At 45.3% G+C, this 15,504-nt stretch carries 12 protein-coding genes; 6 read left to right on the top strand and 6 right to left on the bottom strand.

Going from position 1 to position 15,504, the window contains the following annotated elements; translation table 11 throughout:
• Both murQ and RBB12_RS05520 read right to left on the bottom strand, forming a co-directional pair.
• Positions 1-816: an N-acetylmuramic acid 6-phosphate etherase gene (gene murQ, locus RBB12_RS05525; protein WP_306013286.1), complete on the bottom strand. Its 816-nt coding sequence runs from the start codon at positions 814-816 to the stop codon at positions 1-3.
• An 8-nt stretch (positions 817-824) separates the two neighbouring features.
• Entirely contained in the window at positions 825-1,574 is a 750-nt protein-coding gene (locus RBB12_RS05520; protein WP_306013287.1) for a DeoR/GlpR family DNA-binding transcription regulator, read from the bottom strand.
• 183 nt (positions 1,575-1,757) lie between these two features.
• On the opposite strand from RBB12_RS05520, the gene nagB reads away from it, so the two are divergent.
• From nagB to RBB12_RS05495, 5 genes are all read left to right on the top strand, one after another.
• Positions 1,758-3,695 carry a glucosamine-6-phosphate deaminase gene (gene nagB / locus RBB12_RS05515; RefSeq protein WP_293289759.1) on the top strand — a complete coding sequence of 646 codons (1,938 nt, stop codon included), beginning with the start codon at positions 1,758-1,760 and terminating at the stop codon, positions 3,693-3,695.
• 89 nt (positions 3,696-3,784) lie between these two features.
• A complete protein-coding gene (locus RBB12_RS05510; RefSeq protein WP_306013288.1) occupies positions 3,785-5,293 on the top strand; it encodes a glycoside hydrolase family 10 protein in 1,509 nt (502 codons plus the stop codon).
• Between the two features lie 54 nt (positions 5,294-5,347).
• Complete coding sequence (locus tag RBB12_RS05505) at positions 5,348-6,628, top strand: MFS transporter (RefSeq protein WP_306013289.1); 1,281 nt, start codon at positions 5,348-5,350, stop codon at positions 6,626-6,628.
• Positions 6,621-8,207: a glycoside hydrolase family 3 protein gene (locus RBB12_RS05500; protein ID WP_306013290.1), complete on the top strand. Its 1,587-nt coding sequence runs from the start codon at positions 6,621-6,623 to the stop codon at positions 8,205-8,207. Before RBB12_RS05505 ends, RBB12_RS05500 begins: the two co-directional genes overlap by 8 nt.
• A 43-nt stretch (positions 8,208-8,250) precedes the next feature.
• A complete protein-coding gene (locus tag RBB12_RS05495; protein WP_306013291.1) occupies positions 8,251-9,339 on the top strand; it encodes an anhydro-N-acetylmuramic acid kinase in 1,089 nt (362 codons plus the stop codon).
• Here RBB12_RS05495 and RBB12_RS05490 read toward each other — a convergent pair.
• A complete protein-coding gene (locus RBB12_RS05490; RefSeq protein ID WP_306013292.1) occupies positions 9,336-10,550 on the bottom strand; it encodes a multidrug effflux MFS transporter in 1,215 nt (404 codons plus the stop codon). The two genes, RBB12_RS05495 and RBB12_RS05490, sit on opposite strands and share 4 nt — an antisense overlap.
• 166 nt (positions 10,551-10,716) lie before the next feature.
• Between RBB12_RS05490 and RBB12_RS05485 the strand changes: the two genes are divergently transcribed.
• Positions 10,717-11,799 carry a Gfo/Idh/MocA family oxidoreductase gene (locus RBB12_RS05485; protein WP_313882856.1) on the top strand — a complete coding sequence of 361 codons (1,083 nt, stop codon included), beginning with the start codon at positions 10,717-10,719 and terminating at the stop codon, positions 11,797-11,799.
• A gap of 95 nt (positions 11,800-11,894) precedes the next feature.
• On the opposite strand, the gene RBB12_RS05480 is transcribed toward RBB12_RS05485, so the two are convergent.
• Genes RBB12_RS05480 through RBB12_RS05470 form a run of 3 tightly spaced genes read right to left on the bottom strand, consistent with a single transcriptional unit; the run spans position 11,895 to position 15,375 of the window.
• Complete coding sequence (locus RBB12_RS05480) at positions 11,895-13,436, bottom strand: acyl-CoA carboxylase subunit beta (RefSeq protein WP_306013293.1); 1,542 nt, start codon at positions 13,434-13,436, stop codon at positions 11,895-11,897.
• A gap of 4 nt (positions 13,437-13,440) precedes the next feature.
• A complete protein-coding gene (accC, locus tag RBB12_RS05475; RefSeq protein ID WP_306013294.1) occupies positions 13,441-14,883 on the bottom strand; it encodes an acetyl-CoA carboxylase biotin carboxylase subunit in 1,443 nt (480 codons plus the stop codon).
• Between the two features lie 6 nt (positions 14,884-14,889).
• Entirely contained in the window at positions 14,890-15,375 is a 486-nt protein-coding gene (locus RBB12_RS05470; RefSeq protein WP_306013295.1) for an acetyl-CoA carboxylase biotin carboxyl carrier protein subunit, read from the bottom strand.
• Positions 15,376-15,504: the final 129 nt, after the last annotated feature.

The raw sequence follows: 15,504 nt of genomic DNA, 5'->3' as shown, positions 1-15,504 counted from the left end.
CTATTTTTTTAAGGCATCCACGGCCAATTTTACGGAGCCATATTGTTTGAGCGCTTTTTCGGCCTTTTCATAGTTGAGACCCAACTCTTCCATGATGTAACGCGTTCCCCGATCTACCAATTTGGTGTTGCTTAACTGCATGTTCACCATTTTGTTCCCTTTCACCCTTCCAATGCGAATCATCAATCCTGTGGAAATCATGTTGAGTACCAATTTTTGACTGGTACCGCTCTTCATTCGGGTACTTCCTGTTAAAAACTCCGGTCCCACATTCACCTCGATGGGAATGGTTGCCGCATTCGCCAATGGTGAACCCGGATTATTGGTTATACCCACTGTTAAAATGCCATGGGCATTGGCATCGGCAATTCCTCCCAAAACATAGGGAGTGGTGCCTGAAGCTGCAATTCCGACCAGAACATCATTTTCGTTTATCCCATATTCCAAAAGGTCCTTCCAAGCTTGCTCGGTATCGTCTTCGGCAAACTCAACTGCCTTTCGTATCGCTTGGTCGCCTCCCGCAATAAGTCCGATAACCCGTTCATGGGGCATTCCAAATGTTGGTGGTATTTCAGAAGCATCCAATATTCCCAGCCTTCCACTGGTTCCTGCGCCTATGTAAAATAATCTCCCCCCTTGCTCAAAACGCTTTGCCGTTTCATCGATTACCTTGGCGATTTGCGGAAGTACCTTTTCCACGGCATCTGCTACTTTTTTATCCTCTTGGTTGATGTGGGTCACGATATCCAGCGCATCCATTTGTTCCAATCCATCATAATTGGAAGGTGCTTCGGTAATCCTTTTATGCTTGTCCATTACTATATTTAGAGTATTTGTGTGTTCAGGTTTTTAAAGGCATCAAGTTTGGTATCCCAAGGCTCCAGTTCCGTAATCATGGTATTGATCACATTCAAACTGCACGTCTTGAATCGATGCTGCGAATTCAATTTTTCGGAGATGCACAATAGCACTGATTTCTTGGAGGCATTAATGACCGCCTTCTTGGTCTGTACCACATCCCAGTCAAACTCGGTGAGACCAAATTCGGTATCCACATAGCCCGTACCGATAAAACTGTAATCCACCTTTATTTCGGAAAGGGCAAGAATGGCACTGGGTCCCATGGCAATCTGCGAATCGCGCGACAAGGTACCACCAATAAAGATGGTCTCCACATTCGGTTTGCGAAGCAATTCCATGGCTACAGGGAGACTCAGTGTAAAACAGGTCAGTTTCAGATTTACAGGCAATAATTTGGCCATCTCCAAACAGGTGGTTCCTCCATCAATCAAAATAACGCTATTGTTGCGTAGCAAAGCAATCGCCTTTTTGGCGATGGCAACCTTCTTGTCCAAGGCATATACATTGTTTCTTTGGGGACTATGGTTGGAAAAGCCTAGGGAAACCGCTCCCCCATGCACTTTAACCAATAGGTTTTCCTCGTCCAGTTCCTTCACGTCCCTTCTGACGGTATCCACCGAAACGTTGAGTTTATCGGCCAAATCGGCCAGTAAAACTTTATTATGGAGCTCTACCTCGTTCAGTATGGCGTGTTGTCTTTCTTCTTTCAGCATGGGATTGATGTTTTCATCCAAAAATCAAAAGTAAAAACAATTGCAGAAAACAAGCTGTATGTAAACAGAATGTTATTTCCTGTCTAAAACTGCAATTAAATGCAAATATATTGCAAATTATTGCAGGTATTTGCTTTTTTAGTCTATATTTGTCCTGTAAAACTGGTAAAAAGCAAAGTAAACATGCAAGAATTAGCCAACAATCCCATCAAAAGAGAACCTTTGGATGCCGAAATCGTCAAGTTCGAAAAAATCAACACCCACATTTATCAAGATTCGCAAAGTGCATCTTGGTATGTGGCCAACGAAATCGCCAGCTTGATCAAGCAAAAACAAGAGCAAGGGCAAAAAGCGGTTCTTGGACTCGCTACGGGATCTACACCAACAAAGGTGTACGACTATTTGGTGCAATTCCACAAAGAGGGCAGACTGAGCTTTAAAAATGTGGTCACCTTCAATTTGGATGAATATTTCCCCATGGAACCCGACTCCATTCACAGCTATGTTCGTTTTATGAACGAGCATCTGTTCGACCATATCGATATTGAGCCCCACAACGTGCATATTCCAGATGGTAGCTTGCCCAAGGAAGAGATTCGAAAATATTGTTTGGATTATGAGGAAAAAATCAAAAATGTTGGCGGCATTGATATTCAAGTTTTAGGTATCGGCCGAACCGGACACATCGGTTTCAACGAGCCTGGTTCTTCCCTTAATTCCAAAACGCGTTTGGTTCGTTTGGACCGTGTGACCCGTTTGGATGCGGCAAGTGACTTCTTTGGTGAGGAAAATGTACCGCGCCGCGCTATCACCATGGGCGTCGGCACTATTATGGATGCCAAAAGAATCATCATTATGGCATGGGGCGAGGGCAAGGCACCCATAGTTCAACAAGCTGTGGAAGGGGAAATAAAGGAATCTGTTCCTGCGACATTCTTGCAGCACCACACTAATTGTGACTTTGTACTGGATGATGCCGCTTCTTCTTACCTGACCAGGGTCAAGACCCCGTGGTTGGTGAGCGAATGTGATTGGGATGAAAAACTCATCAAGACCGCCTCCATCTGGCTGTCCGAAAAATTGAACAAGGCCCTTTTAAAATTGACCAACGAGGACTACAACGAACATGGTATGGGTAACCTTATTGCCGAAGTTGGGTCCGCTGAACAGATTAACCTTTCCGTTTTCAACCAATTACAACGAACCATTACCGGATGGCCGGGCGGAAAACCGAATGCTGATGACAGTCAAAGGCCGGAGCGAGCGCAACCTCATCCCAAAACATCCTTAATTTTTAGTCCACACCCCGATGACGATGTGATTTCCATGGGAGGCACCTTGTTGCGCTTGGTGGACCAAGGACATCATGTGCATGTGGCTTACCAAACCTCAGGAAACATCGCCGTTTTTGATGATGAGGTCATCCGTTTTCTGGATTTTGCCACCGATGTGCAAAAAGACAACAAAGAACTGCAGAAAAAGTTCAAGGAAGTACGAAAGTTCTTGGCCAACAAAAAGCCTGGGGAGCTAGACAGTCCTGAGGTACAGCAGTTCAAAGGGCTCATCCGAAAAGGGGAAGCCTTAGCTGCCTGCCGATACTGCGGGGTACCCGAGGAGAATGCCCACTTCCAGAACCTTCCTTTTTATGAAACCGGAGCGGTACGTAAAAAACCACTTTCCGAGGAAGATGTGCAAATCACCTACGACCTCTTACAGAAACTCAAGCCACACCAAATATTTGCGGCAGGCGACCTTTCCGACCCCCATGGCACTCACCGAGTTTGCTTGGACGTTATCTACAAAGCCATACAGCGACTGGTTGACGAAGGCTCCGATTGGATCAGAAACTGCTACGTTTGGCTCTACCGTGGAGCTTGGCAAGAATGGGATATTGCAGATATGGAAATGGCGGTACCCATCGGGCCTAAGGATATGACCCGAAAAATCAACGCCATTTTTAAGCACCAGTCCCAAAAGGATAGTGCCATGTTCCCCGGAAACGACAAAAGGGAATTCTGGCAAAGGGCTGAGCAAAGAAACAAGGAAACTGCAAACCGCTACAATCAACTGGGTATGGCCGAATATGAAGCCATGGAAGGTTTTGTGCGCTATCGTTTTTAAAATAACACTCTTTTAAGTTGTTAGTTGTTTAATTTAATCTAGCAAAAAGGCCTACATTTATTGCACAAGTAGGCCTTTTACTTTTTTCAATGCATCGATTTTTAACTTTAATCCCCATACTTTTTCTCTTATCCTGCGCAACGACCAAACCACCCAAACAAGAATTTAGGGGCGTTTGGGTCGCCACCGTGGCCAACATTGATTGGCCCAAACATCCCGAAGACGACGTAGCCAAAAAAAAGAAGGACTTTATCGATATTTTGGAGTTCTATCAAAATTTGAATTTCAATGCTGCCATAGTTCAAGTGCGAACTGCTGGGGATGCACTTTACCCCACTGCTTTGGCCCCTTGGTCCAGATACCTCTCAGGTACCCAGGGAGAAGCCCCGAAGGGATTTGACAAACCACTGGAATGGATGATCTCGGAAACCCACAAAAGGGGCATGGAATTTCACGCATGGCTTAATCCTTATCGCGCCACCGTAAGTCTTAATACTTCCACCTTATCGGAAACCCATGATTACTTTCAACACCCCGATTGGATTGTTACCTACGGTAACAAGAACTATTATAATCCGGGACTTCCCGAAGTCAGGGAAAAATTTAATGCCATTATAGAGGAACTTGTGACCAATTACGAAGTGGACGCCATCCATTTTGATGACTATTTCTATCCCTATAAAGTGGAGGGTGAAACTTTCGATGATGCCGAAGCCTACTCCACCTATGCGCCAACGGGTCAATCCTTAGAAGATTGGCGACGTAGCAATGTGGATTCACTGGTAAAAAGCGTCCATAGCACCATCAAAAAACACAAACCTTGGGTACAGTTCGGAATAAGCCCGTTTGGGGTGTGGAAAAACCGGGATACGGACCCAAGGGGTTCCGACACCAAAGCTGGGCAAACCACCTACGAAGACCTTTATGCCGACCCTATTTTATGGGTTCAACAAGGCTGGTTGGACTATTTGGCACCGCAAGTGTATTGGAGCATGGACTATCCTGTGGCCTCTCACAAGGTTATTGCCAAATGGTGGGCGGAGCATGCCCCCAACACTCATCTGTACATAGGCAATGGTGCTTACAAGATCAAAAATAATCCAGACAAAGCTTGGGACAGAAAAAGGGAGATACCCCAACAGCTCAACTTTGCCCGAAATTTGGAAAACATTGACGGAAATATCTTTTTCAGTGCCAAATCCTTGATGGGCAATCACGAAAAGATAACTCGGAAATTGCAGAGGAAGTTATATCCGCTTCCAGCCGAAACCCCCGGTCCTTTGAATAAGGTGGTTCGACAGCTACAACTCCCTGCCATAAGCTCCACAAAATTGAAGAATGGGACCTTGGAGATTTGCATCCGTCACGTGGATAATATTCCCCGATTTTTGAATCTGTACAAATCAGGCAAGGAAGGTCCTCAACTCATTGGAAAGCAATATCTTTCTGAAAGTGATATCGAAGGTTGCTATGTGTTTGATTTGGAAAAAAAGCATCTTCGAAAAGAAATAATGATCGGAGTAAGCGATGCCTATGGCAATCAAAGTGGTTTACAAACCGTACCAATGAACCAAAACCAAATCAATACCAAAAACTAAGGTGACACCCAACGTACATAAAAATTTATATAGCAACCTAAAAAAACAAACAAAGTGAATGTAGCGCCAAAAGACAAAAACGCCTGGTTATGGATACCGTTCCTCTATTTCACCCAAGGCATACCCTACATTTTAGTAGTTACGGTCTCCGTGATCATGTACAAACGCTTAGGTATTGGTAATGCAGAAATCGGACTCTACACGAGTTGGCTATACCTCCCATGGGTGATTAAACCCTTGTGGAGCCCACTTGTGGACCTGAACGGTACCAAACGAAAATGGTTTTTAGGGATGCAGTTGCTCATTTCCTTTGCTTTTTTGGGCATTGGTCTCTTTTTGTCTTCCAACTCGTTCTTTATCATCACATTGGCCTTCTTCTGGATGGCTGCCTTCGCCTCGGCCACCAACGATATTGCCTCCGATGGCTATTACATGATCGGTCTCACCCAGAAAAAACAATCTTTCTTTATTGGACTGAGAAGTACATTTTACCGATTGGCCATGGTCACAGGGCAAGGATTACTAGTGATTTTTGCCGGCTTCTTGGAAAATCAATATGGTGACAATACCAAGGCGTGGTCCGTAACCATGATTACTGCTTCGGTACTCATGATAGGGTTGACCGTTGCCAATTTTTTATCCGCACCTAAGTTTGAAGCATCCACAACTACATCATCGGAAAAACCAGCAGGTTTCTTTCAAGTTTTTGCCAGTTTTTTCAAGAAACACCAAATCGGTGTCGCTTTGCTGTTCATTCTCACTTATCGATTGGGCGAGTCACAATTGGTAAAAATGGCATCCCCTTTTCTGTTGGATGAATTGGAGGTAGGCGGACTGGCCTACTCCACCGAGGCTGTGGGGACCATTTACGGCACTGTAGGCGTAATCATGCTATCGCTGGGCGGTATCCTAGGTGGAATTTTGATATCGAGGGACGGTTTAAAAAAGTGGATGCTCCCCATGCTGTTGTCCCTAAATCTGCCCAATGCACTCTATGCCATTTTGGCGATTACGCAAACCACCAGCATATATGCAGTTGTGGGTACCGTGGTACTAGAACAGTTTGGCTATGGGTTTGGTTTTGCCGCCTTTTTGATGTACCTCATTTATGTGGCCGAAGGAGCCTCAAAAACCTCGCACTACGCTATTGCCACCGGCTTCATGGCCTTGGGGATGATGCTTCCGGGCATGTTGAGCGGGTATATTCAGGAATGGCTGGGATACGACGGCTTCTTCATTTGGGTGGTGGTCGCTGCGCTCCCTGCATTCCTTGTGCTCCGTTACCTGAAATATCCCGCAGATTACGGTAAAAAAACAGTAGAATCCAATGAATAAAACGATTCAACCTTTTAGGCTTCCGAAGGAACCTTTGACCTTAAAACAAAAGGTTGGACAGTTGTTCATGCCAGCTGCATTCATCAACGATACCGAAGCCGAAGTACAAAAAATGGAACAGCTTATCCGTGAACAGCACGTAGGTTCCATTTGTTTCTTTCATAGTCGGGCCAGTGCGGCCACCAATTTTGAAGGGAAAAAAGCCATTGTGCACAACGAGAAGAGCTACGACAGACTCTTGGACCTTATCGAACGGTATCAAAAGGCGGCGATCATTCCTTTGCTGATTGCAATCGATGCCGAATGGGGGCTGGCCATGCGCATTGAAAATACGCCGCAATACCCATACGCGATCACCCTTGGGGCACTTACCGATAGAGACGAACTTATCCATCAAGTTGGAAAAGCTATTGGGAATGACTGCGAAAAGGCAGGAATCCAATGGAATCTGGCACCCGTTGTGGACATCAACAACAATCCAGAAAATCCGGTCATCGGTTATCGGTCTTTTGGGGACGACAGGAAAAGTGTAGTTGAGAAAGCAGGGGCTTTCTTAAAAGGTATGCAAGACAGCGGAACCTTAAACTCCGTTAAACATTTTCCAGGGCATGGCGATACCGCAACGGACTCCCATTTAGGACTTCCAGTAATCGATAAATCTTTGGACGAATTATTTGAGAACGAACTGTATCCTTTCAAAAAACTCATTGATATGGGGGTTGACTCGGTTATGGTAGGCCATTTGCTTTTGCCCCAATTGGATGCCGAGAACCCTTCTACCACCTCATCAAAAATAATTACAGAATTGCTCAGAGAGCAACTCGGCTTTAAAGGTGTTGTCATTTCAGATGCGTTGAACATGCATGCCGTTTCCAAAAAATTCCCCAAAAAAGGAACATTGGAGAAAGCGGCTTTTGATGCCGGGATGGATGTGCTATGTTTTAGCGAACATGTAAAGGAAGGTGTGGATGCCATCCTTTCCAGTGCATCGGAGCAACGCATTCAAGAGAGTTTTGATAGGGTCTGGAAGCTAAAAGAAAAAATGTTTTCCCAAGAAAGAGAATCCAAAGAAATGGATACTATTTCGTGTTCTGAATTGAACCATACCATAGCAGAAAATACCATCACGGAACTGTATGGAGATAAAGTCATGGCTGACCACATTAAATCGTCCGGATTTTTGAGCGTTTCTGTGTCTTTTGACAAGAAAGACTGGTTTGCCGAAGAGATTTCGATACACTTTGGTTCAAAAACGGTTGATTTGGATACCGCTTTACAGTCCAATCAACAGAATGTCGTAGTAAGCTTATTTCCGCCTGCGGTAAAACCTAAAAATAAGTTTGGGATGGACGAAAAAACCGTGGATTCCCTTCAAAAATTTCTTCAGAAAAAGAATGTGTTGCTGTATCTGTTCGGCAATCCATATGTACTGGATATTTTAGAGTTGCCGCTCCACGCCAATGTGGTTTTGGCATATCAAAATTTTGAAGCGTTCCAAAAGGTCGCTTTCGCCCATTTCTCTGGAAAAATCAAGGCAAAAGGACAGCTTCCCATTCAACTAAAAACTTTTCGACCATGAGCCCACAATTTGTTATTTTTAATAGTCTCAAAAAGTATCTGGTATGAGCACTTATAAAGTTTTGGGGCTGATGTCCGGCACCTCGCTGGATGGCTTGGACATGGCCTATTGCCATATTTGGGAAGCCAACGGAACTTGGAACTTTCGCATTAAAAATACGGCCGAAATCGAATACTCGGAAGATATGCGGGAATACCTCAAAAATGCCATTCATCTTTCCGAGGAAGAACATGCACAATTGCACAAAGATTATGGCATCTGGTTAGGGCAACAGTGCCGTTTGTTTTTGGATGAACTTGGCGAAGAGGTAGACTTTATTGCCAGTCATGGCCACACATCACATCACCGCCCCGAAGATGGTGTCACCTTTCAATTGGGCGATGGACAGCTTTTGGCGAATGTCTCCGGAAAGCAAGTGGTCTGCGATTTCAGGACCAAGGATGTTTCCTTAAAGGGACAAGGCGCTCCCTTGGTGCCCATTGGCGACAAATTATTGTTCCACGAATACGATTTTTGTCTGAATCTCGGGGGCATCAGCAATATCTCCTTTGAAAAAAATGGCAAACGTATCGCTTACGATATTGGATTGGCCAATATGCCGCTGAACTATATCACCCACAAAATGGGAATGGCCTACGATAAAAATGGTCAACTGGCACGGTCGGGGAAATTGGACACAACACTTTTAAATGAACTCAATACTTTGGAATATTATAAACTACCCTACCCCAAGTCTACTGGCTACGAATGGTTTACCTCTCAAATTGTCCCGTTGATTGAAAACTCATCGGCCTCCAACCCAGATTTGCTGCATACGTTTATCCATCATAATTGCGAGCAGATTGCCTTGGCCGTCCATCAACACAAAGCCGACAAGCCAGATAAGCATAAATTATTGGCCACTGGCGGAGGCGCACTCAACCAGTTTTTTATGGATAGCCTGCAAACTGCATTGGGCGACGACGTTGAGGTGGTAGTACCCGATAAAACCCTGATTGCCTACAAAGAAGCCCTAGTTTTCGCACTAATGGGGGTGCTGAGACTCCAAGGAAGGACCAATGTTTTAAAATCTGTGACCGGAGCCACTTCAGATTCCTGTAGCGGAGAGGTATATTACCCCCAAGAAGATTAAGTGGTGACCACCCTTTTTCGTTTGGGCTTGTTCACCAGAAGGAAAATGGCAAGGGCACAAAGACCGCAAATGGCCAAGCCAGCAAAAAGCGGCCATACCGTTTCTTTTACAAATTCCCCAATAAAGGTTGCTATGGGAATGGACAGCAAAGTAGATACAAATCCATTGATAGCAGCACCAATACCCGCTATATGACCGATAGGCTCCATAGCAATGGAACGGAAGTTACCCCACATAAACCCAAGGCAGAAAAACTGAATGGACAAGAACCCTACCAGCACGTAAATACTGGGATTGGGCGTATTAAGGAATACAATGGAATACGTTAAAGCGACAACGCAAAAAACAATGGTTGCCATTAAAGATAGTTTTCGCATCCCGAAGCGCATCACCAAAGTTCCGTTCAAAAAAGTGGAAAGTCCAATGGAAACGGCCAAGCCCGCAAAAATATAAGGGAACATTTCCTTGAGGGCATATTGATCTTCAAAAATATGCTGGGCCGAACTCAAGTACACCAAAAACGCGCCTGTCACCAATCCAGATGTCAAGGTAAAGGCCACGGTCTCCCGATATTTCACAAATTCTTTGACCCCATCAATAAATACGTGCCTGGTAAACGGGATTTTGTATTCAGGATGCAGGGTTTCCTTTTGACGTTTCCAAAACCAAATGGCAACGACCAAAACAAAGAACATCTGCACATAAAAAATAGCCTCCCATCCCGCAGCATCCAGAATCAACTTACCAATAGCAGGCGCTACCACTGGAACCAAAATAAAGAAGGCCACCACAAAGGACATGATTTTGGCCATATAATCGCCCACGTAGGTATCCCGAATGATAGAAATGGAAATCGTCCTGGGTGCCGAAAGCCCAATGCCCTGAAAGATTCGGCCCACGACCATCACTTCCAAAGAAGGTGCATACAAGCAAACGACACTTGCAATCAAAAAGATGATGAAACCAATATAAACCACTGGCTTTCTTCCAAAACTGTCGGATATGGGTCCAAAGAAGAGCTGTCCTACCCCAAGCCCCAAGAAAATCATGGTCACCAATAACTGGTTATCCGTTGGGTCGGTACTGTTGATGGCCGTTCCTATATTGGAAATGGCAGGCAGAATGGCATCAATGGCCAAGGCTACGATGGACATCAAAGCGGCCATAAGGGCCACAAACTCAAAGTTGGGTTTTTGATGTTGTTTTTGCATCAGGCAAAATTAGGCATACCCATTGGACTGGTAAAGCATTTAAGAAAGGTTTAATGTAAAGGAAACATATACATCGTTGTAGTTGAACATTTTACAAGTCCTTCCAGAAACCACCGAACCTAACTTCTTCCAAATCATGGTAAAAAATGTAGATAACCCTATCTTTATGGCTAAATCTTTAGAAACAATGGGCAAATTAAAGGTATTGGTGGTCGGATGTGGCAATATGGGAACCTCCCATGCACGCGCATACCATCAATTGGAAGGTTTTGAGATTGTAGGATTGGTCAGTAGAGGGGCCAAAAGTCGCGAGAGACTGTCCAAAGAACTGGACGGTGCCCCTACATTTTCGGACTATGATGAGGCACTCCGAGCCACTCAACCGGATGTGGTATCCATCAACACCTATCCCGATACGCATTTTAATTATGTGAAAATGGCCTTGGAAGCCAATGCCCATGTTTTTGTGGAAAAACCCCTTGCCCTAACCGTAGCGGAAGCGCAAACTTTGTTGGCACTGGCCCAACAGCAAAACCGAAAAATGGTAGTTGGCTACATTTTGAGGGTGCACCCTACTTGGGCCAAGTTTACCGAAATGGCTCAGACCTTGGGCAAACCATTGGTAATGCGCATGAATCTGAACCAGCAAAGCTCCGGAGAGCAATGGTATACCCATAAGCAACTGATGAAATCCATGTCGCCCATAGTGGATTGCGGCGTGCACTATGTGGATGTGATGTGTTCCATGACCCGCTCCAAACCCATTAGTGTTTCTGCCATTGGTGCCCATTTATCGGACGAAGTGGATACCGAGATGTACAATTATGGGCAGTTACAGGTTCGCTTTGAGGATGGTTCTGTAGGCTGGTACGAGGCAGGTTGGGGTCCCATGATGAGTGAAACCGCCTTTTTTATCAAAGATGTGATAGGTCCCAAAGGCTGTGTTTCCATCAGTGATTTGGACAAAGGCGCTTCTGAGGATATCGAGGGGCATACCAAAACAGGAAGTTTGAAACTGCACCACAGCGAACTCAATGCAGAAGGCAATTTTACCAAAAAGGATGAAATCATCAGCACTGCGGACGAGCCGGACCATGATGGACTATGTCTGTTGGAACAAGAATATCTGCTCGATGCCATTATAAACGACCGTGACCTCACCGACCATTTGAACGATGCGGTGAACAGCCTTAAAATCGTGCTCGCCGCCGATGAATCGGTTAAAACTGGGAAGACGGTGATGTTGTAGTTAAACCGTCAGCCCTCGGAAAATCTAAAAACTAAGGTTTTCGAGAAAATCCGTGCCATTCGTGTCAGGCCTTAAAGTTTGATCACTTGCCGAGCTTACAACGGAATATTCCCATGCTTTTTCCATGGGGTTTGTACCTCTTTCTTTTCCAGCATGGCAAACGTCTTCAACAATTTGCTTCGGGTATCTTTGGGCAGAATCACCTCATCGATAAAACCACGCTTTGCGGCCCTGTAAGGGTTTGCAAACTTATCAGCGTACTCGGTTTCCTTTTCCTTGAGTTTGGCTTCTGGGTCATCGGCAGCGGCAATTTCACGTCTAAAAATAATCTCACTCGCTCCTTTTGCCCCCATGACCGCAATTTCGGCACTGGGCCAGGCATAGTTGAAATCGGCTCCGATATGTTTGGAATTCATCACATCATAGGCGCCACCATAGGCTTTTCGGGTAATCACGGTAACTCTGGGCACGGTCGCCTCACTCAAAGCGTAGAGCAATTTGGCACCATGTACGATAATCCCGCTCCATTCCTGGTCCGTTCCGGGCAAAAATCCAGGGACGTCCACCAAGACCAATAAGGGAATATTGAACGAATCACAAAAACGGGTAAATCGCGCGGCCTTGCGCGAGCTTTTTACTCCCAAAACCCCGGCCAGGAACATGGGCTGGTTGGCAATGATCCCGATACTTCGTCCACCCAATCGGGCAAAGCCGGTAATAATATTCTCCGCATACTCCTTATGGATTTCATAGAACGAATCCGCATCGATGATTCCATTGATCACATCATGCATATCGTAAGGCTTGTTGGGGTTGTCGGGAACAATGCTGGACAGTTCCTCACGGGTTTCATCGCCAAGCTCGTATGGCAATAGCGGAGTGGTTTCCTTATTGTTCTGCGGTAAATAGTCCAAAAGTTTTCTGATATCATCCAAACAGGTAGCATCATTGGCCGAAGTCCTGTGCGCCACCCCGGATTTTACAGCGTGGGTACTGGCACCGCCCAATTCTTCCGAAGTCACGGTCTCGTTGGTTACCGTTTTGACCACGTTGGGCCCTGTCACGAACATATAACTGGTTTCTTCCACCATGATGATGAAATCGGTCATGGCGGGCGAATATACCGCCCCACCGGCACAAGGTCCCATAATGGCCGAAATCTGTGGAATCACACCGGATGCCTGCACATTTCGATAAAAAATATCGGCATAACCGCCTAGCGATCGTACTCCCTCCTGTATCCGGGCTCCCCCCGAATCATTGAGCCCGATAACGGGTGCACCTACCTTCATGGCCAAATCCATCACCTTACAGATTTTTTCTGCGTGGGTTTCTGAAAGCGCTCCCCCAAAAACGGTAAAATCTTGCGCATACACATACACCAACCGTCCATTTACGGTTCCGTAGCCGGTCACAACACCATCGCCATAGTACATTTCCTTATCCATGCCAAAATCAGTGGTACGATGGGTCACCAAAATGCCCATTTCCTCGAAAGAGCCTTCATCCAAAAAGTAGAGCACGCGTTCCCGGGCCGTTAGTTTTTTCTTCTGATGTTGCTTTTCGATGCGTTTTTCACCACCGCCCAAATGGGCCTGTGCAATTCTGTCCTGTAGTTCTTTTATTTTGTGATCCATGGATTCAGTTTGAAGGTAATCGTACTATTTTCTTGTCTTCCAAAAATTGATAAAGGGCAATCATGGCGGCAATTTCCGCTTCGTTGCTTGTTTGTTCCTTTATCATTTCGGGAGCGTAATAATTCTTTACAAAGTGGGTATCAAAATTCCCAGAACGGAAGGCTTCGTGGGCAAACACAAAGCTGCCAAAAGGCAAGGTTGTCTGTACTCCTTTCACCTTATAATTTTGAATGGCGTCCAGCATCAGTTCAATCGCTTCCTCTCTTGTTTTACCATAGGCGATCAACTTGGAAAGCATGGGATCGTAGTAAATGGGGATATCCATTCCTTCCCGAAAACCGTTGTCCACCCGAATTCCCTCTCCCACGGGCAGCTGATAGGTCTCCAGATTCCCAACACTGGGCAAAAAGTCGTTCAAAGGATCTTCGGCATATACCCGAAGTTCCACGGCGTGTCCATTTATGGTAAGGTCTTCCTGCTTCATGGGCAATTCTTCGCCACGGGCCACTTTTATCTGCAACTCTACCAAGTCTACCCCAGTGATCAATTCAGTCACTGGATGCTCCACTTGCAGACGGGTGTTCATTTCCAAGAAATAAAAATTATGGTCGGCGTCCATCAAAAATTCGACGGTACCGGCACCAATATAGTCACAGGATTTGGCCACTTTACAGGCCGCTTCGCCCATTTCTTTGCGCAATTCGGGCGTTAAAATGGCAGAAGGCGCTTCCTCCACTACCTTTTGATGACGCCGCTGCACGCTGCATTCCCTTTCAAAAAAGTGCAACACATTCCCATGGGTATCGGCCATTACCTGTACCTCGATATGCCTGGGCGAAGTCACATATTTTTCCACAAAAACGGAGCCATCGCCAAAGGCGGAAGTGGCCTCACTAATGGCCCGCTTCATTCCGGATTCCAAATCTTCCTCTTTTTCCACAATACGCATTCCTTTTCCACCACCACCGGCAGAGGCCTTGATTAATACGGGATAACCAACTTCGTTGGCAATTTCATGGGCTTTGGCCACATCCGAAATGGCTTCGTCAATACCGGGAACCATGGGAATATCATAGGCTTTTACAGCTTCCTTGGCTGCTAGTTTGCTTCCCATAATTCGGATGGCCTTGGATTTTGGCCCAATAAACGTAATTCCGCTGTTTTCTACAGCTTCGGCAAAATCAGCATTTTCACTTAAAAAGCCATAACCGGGATGGATGCCATCCACTTGGAGTTTTTTGGCCACTTCAATGATCTTGTCCCCTTTGAGATAGGATTTGTTCGAGGGTGCTTCGCCGATACGGACGGCTTCGTCGGCGAACAATACATGTGGAGCGTTTCTGTCGACCTCAGAATAAACGGCAACGGTTTTTATTCCCATTTTTTTGACGGTCTTCATCACCCTTACAGCGATTTCGCCACGATTGGCAATCAATATTTTTTTCATGTTGCTTTATTCAAATTCGATCAACAATTGTTTTTTCTCTACGGCGTCGCCTTTGGATACGCTAACGCTTTTGATTACCCCCTGTCGAGGCGAGGTGATGATGTTTTCCATTTTCATCGCCTCCAAGATCAATAATTGGTCCTCTTCGTTCACCTCCTGTCCTGCTTCCACCAAAATATCCAGAATCAATCCCGGCATGGGCGCTGAAATGGAGTCGATGTTTTTTCCCGCATTCACGGCAAAACCCATTTTTTTGATCAGTTCATCCAAAGGGGTCTGTATAGCGGTTTCGTATTCGCTACCGTTAATGCTGATGGTATAGGTTCCTTTATTGAATTGGGAATCCAGGATCTTTACGTGGTACGATGTGCCATCCTTCAATAAATGATAGGCCCCATCACCAGTCTTGATCAAATCCAACGAAGAAATCGTATCCTTGGAAAGTGTAAAGTCAAAGTCATCCCCAACCTTGACCGAATAAGAATCATTCATATCAAAAATTTCCATTGGTTAGCTTGATAAATATAAGGGTATTGCATTAGAATTCATACAAAGCTATGGCCAATCGAAACCAATAATTATGACAATGATCATTAATTGTTATCTTAATCTTCCTTAATT

Source organism: Allomuricauda sp. MMSF_3307, assembly GCF_030733585.1.
Lineage (GTDB): Bacteria > Bacteroidota > Bacteroidia > Flavobacteriales > Flavobacteriaceae > Flagellimonas.
Note: the sequence above shows the minus strand (reverse complement) of the source record. Positions and strands in the feature narration are given on the sequence as shown.

What these genes read in the sequence shown, in the direction of transcription:
- RBB12_RS05485 (WP_313882856.1), top strand. Translation starts at nt 10,717, where the DNA reads ATGGCTAAATCTTTAGAAACAATGGGCAAATTAAAGGTATTGGTGGTC.
- RBB12_RS05480 (WP_306013293.1), bottom strand. Translation starts at nt 13,436, where the DNA reads ATGGATCACAAAATAAAAGAACTACAGGACAGAATTGCACAGGCCCAT.
- accC (WP_306013294.1), bottom strand. Translation starts at nt 14,883, where the DNA reads ATGAAAAAAATATTGATTGCCAATCGTGGCGAAATCGCTGTAAGGGTG.
- nagB (WP_293289759.1), top strand. Translation starts at nt 1,758, where the DNA reads ATGCAAGAATTAGCCAACAATCCCATCAAAAGAGAACCTTTGGATGCC.
- RBB12_RS05490 (WP_306013292.1), bottom strand. Translation starts at nt 10,550, where the DNA reads ATGCAAAAACAACATCAAAAACCCAACTTTGAGTTTGTGGCCCTTATG.
- RBB12_RS05495 (WP_306013291.1), top strand. Translation starts at nt 8,251, where the DNA reads ATGAGCACTTATAAAGTTTTGGGGCTGATGTCCGGCACCTCGCTGGAT.
- RBB12_RS05520 (WP_306013287.1), bottom strand. Translation starts at nt 1,574, where the DNA reads ATGCTGAAAGAAGAAAGACAACACGCCATACTGAACGAGGTAGAGCTC.
- RBB12_RS05470 (WP_306013295.1), bottom strand. Translation starts at nt 15,375, where the DNA reads ATGAATGATTCTTATTCGGTCAAGGTTGGGGATGACTTTGACTTTACA.
- murQ (WP_306013286.1), bottom strand. Translation starts at nt 816, where the DNA reads ATGGACAAGCATAAAAGGATTACCGAAGCACCTTCCAATTATGATGGA.
- RBB12_RS05500 (WP_306013290.1), top strand. Translation starts at nt 6,621, where the DNA reads ATGAATAAAACGATTCAACCTTTTAGGCTTCCGAAGGAACCTTTGACC.
- RBB12_RS05510 (WP_306013288.1), top strand. Translation starts at nt 3,785, where the DNA reads ATGCATCGATTTTTAACTTTAATCCCCATACTTTTTCTCTTATCCTGC.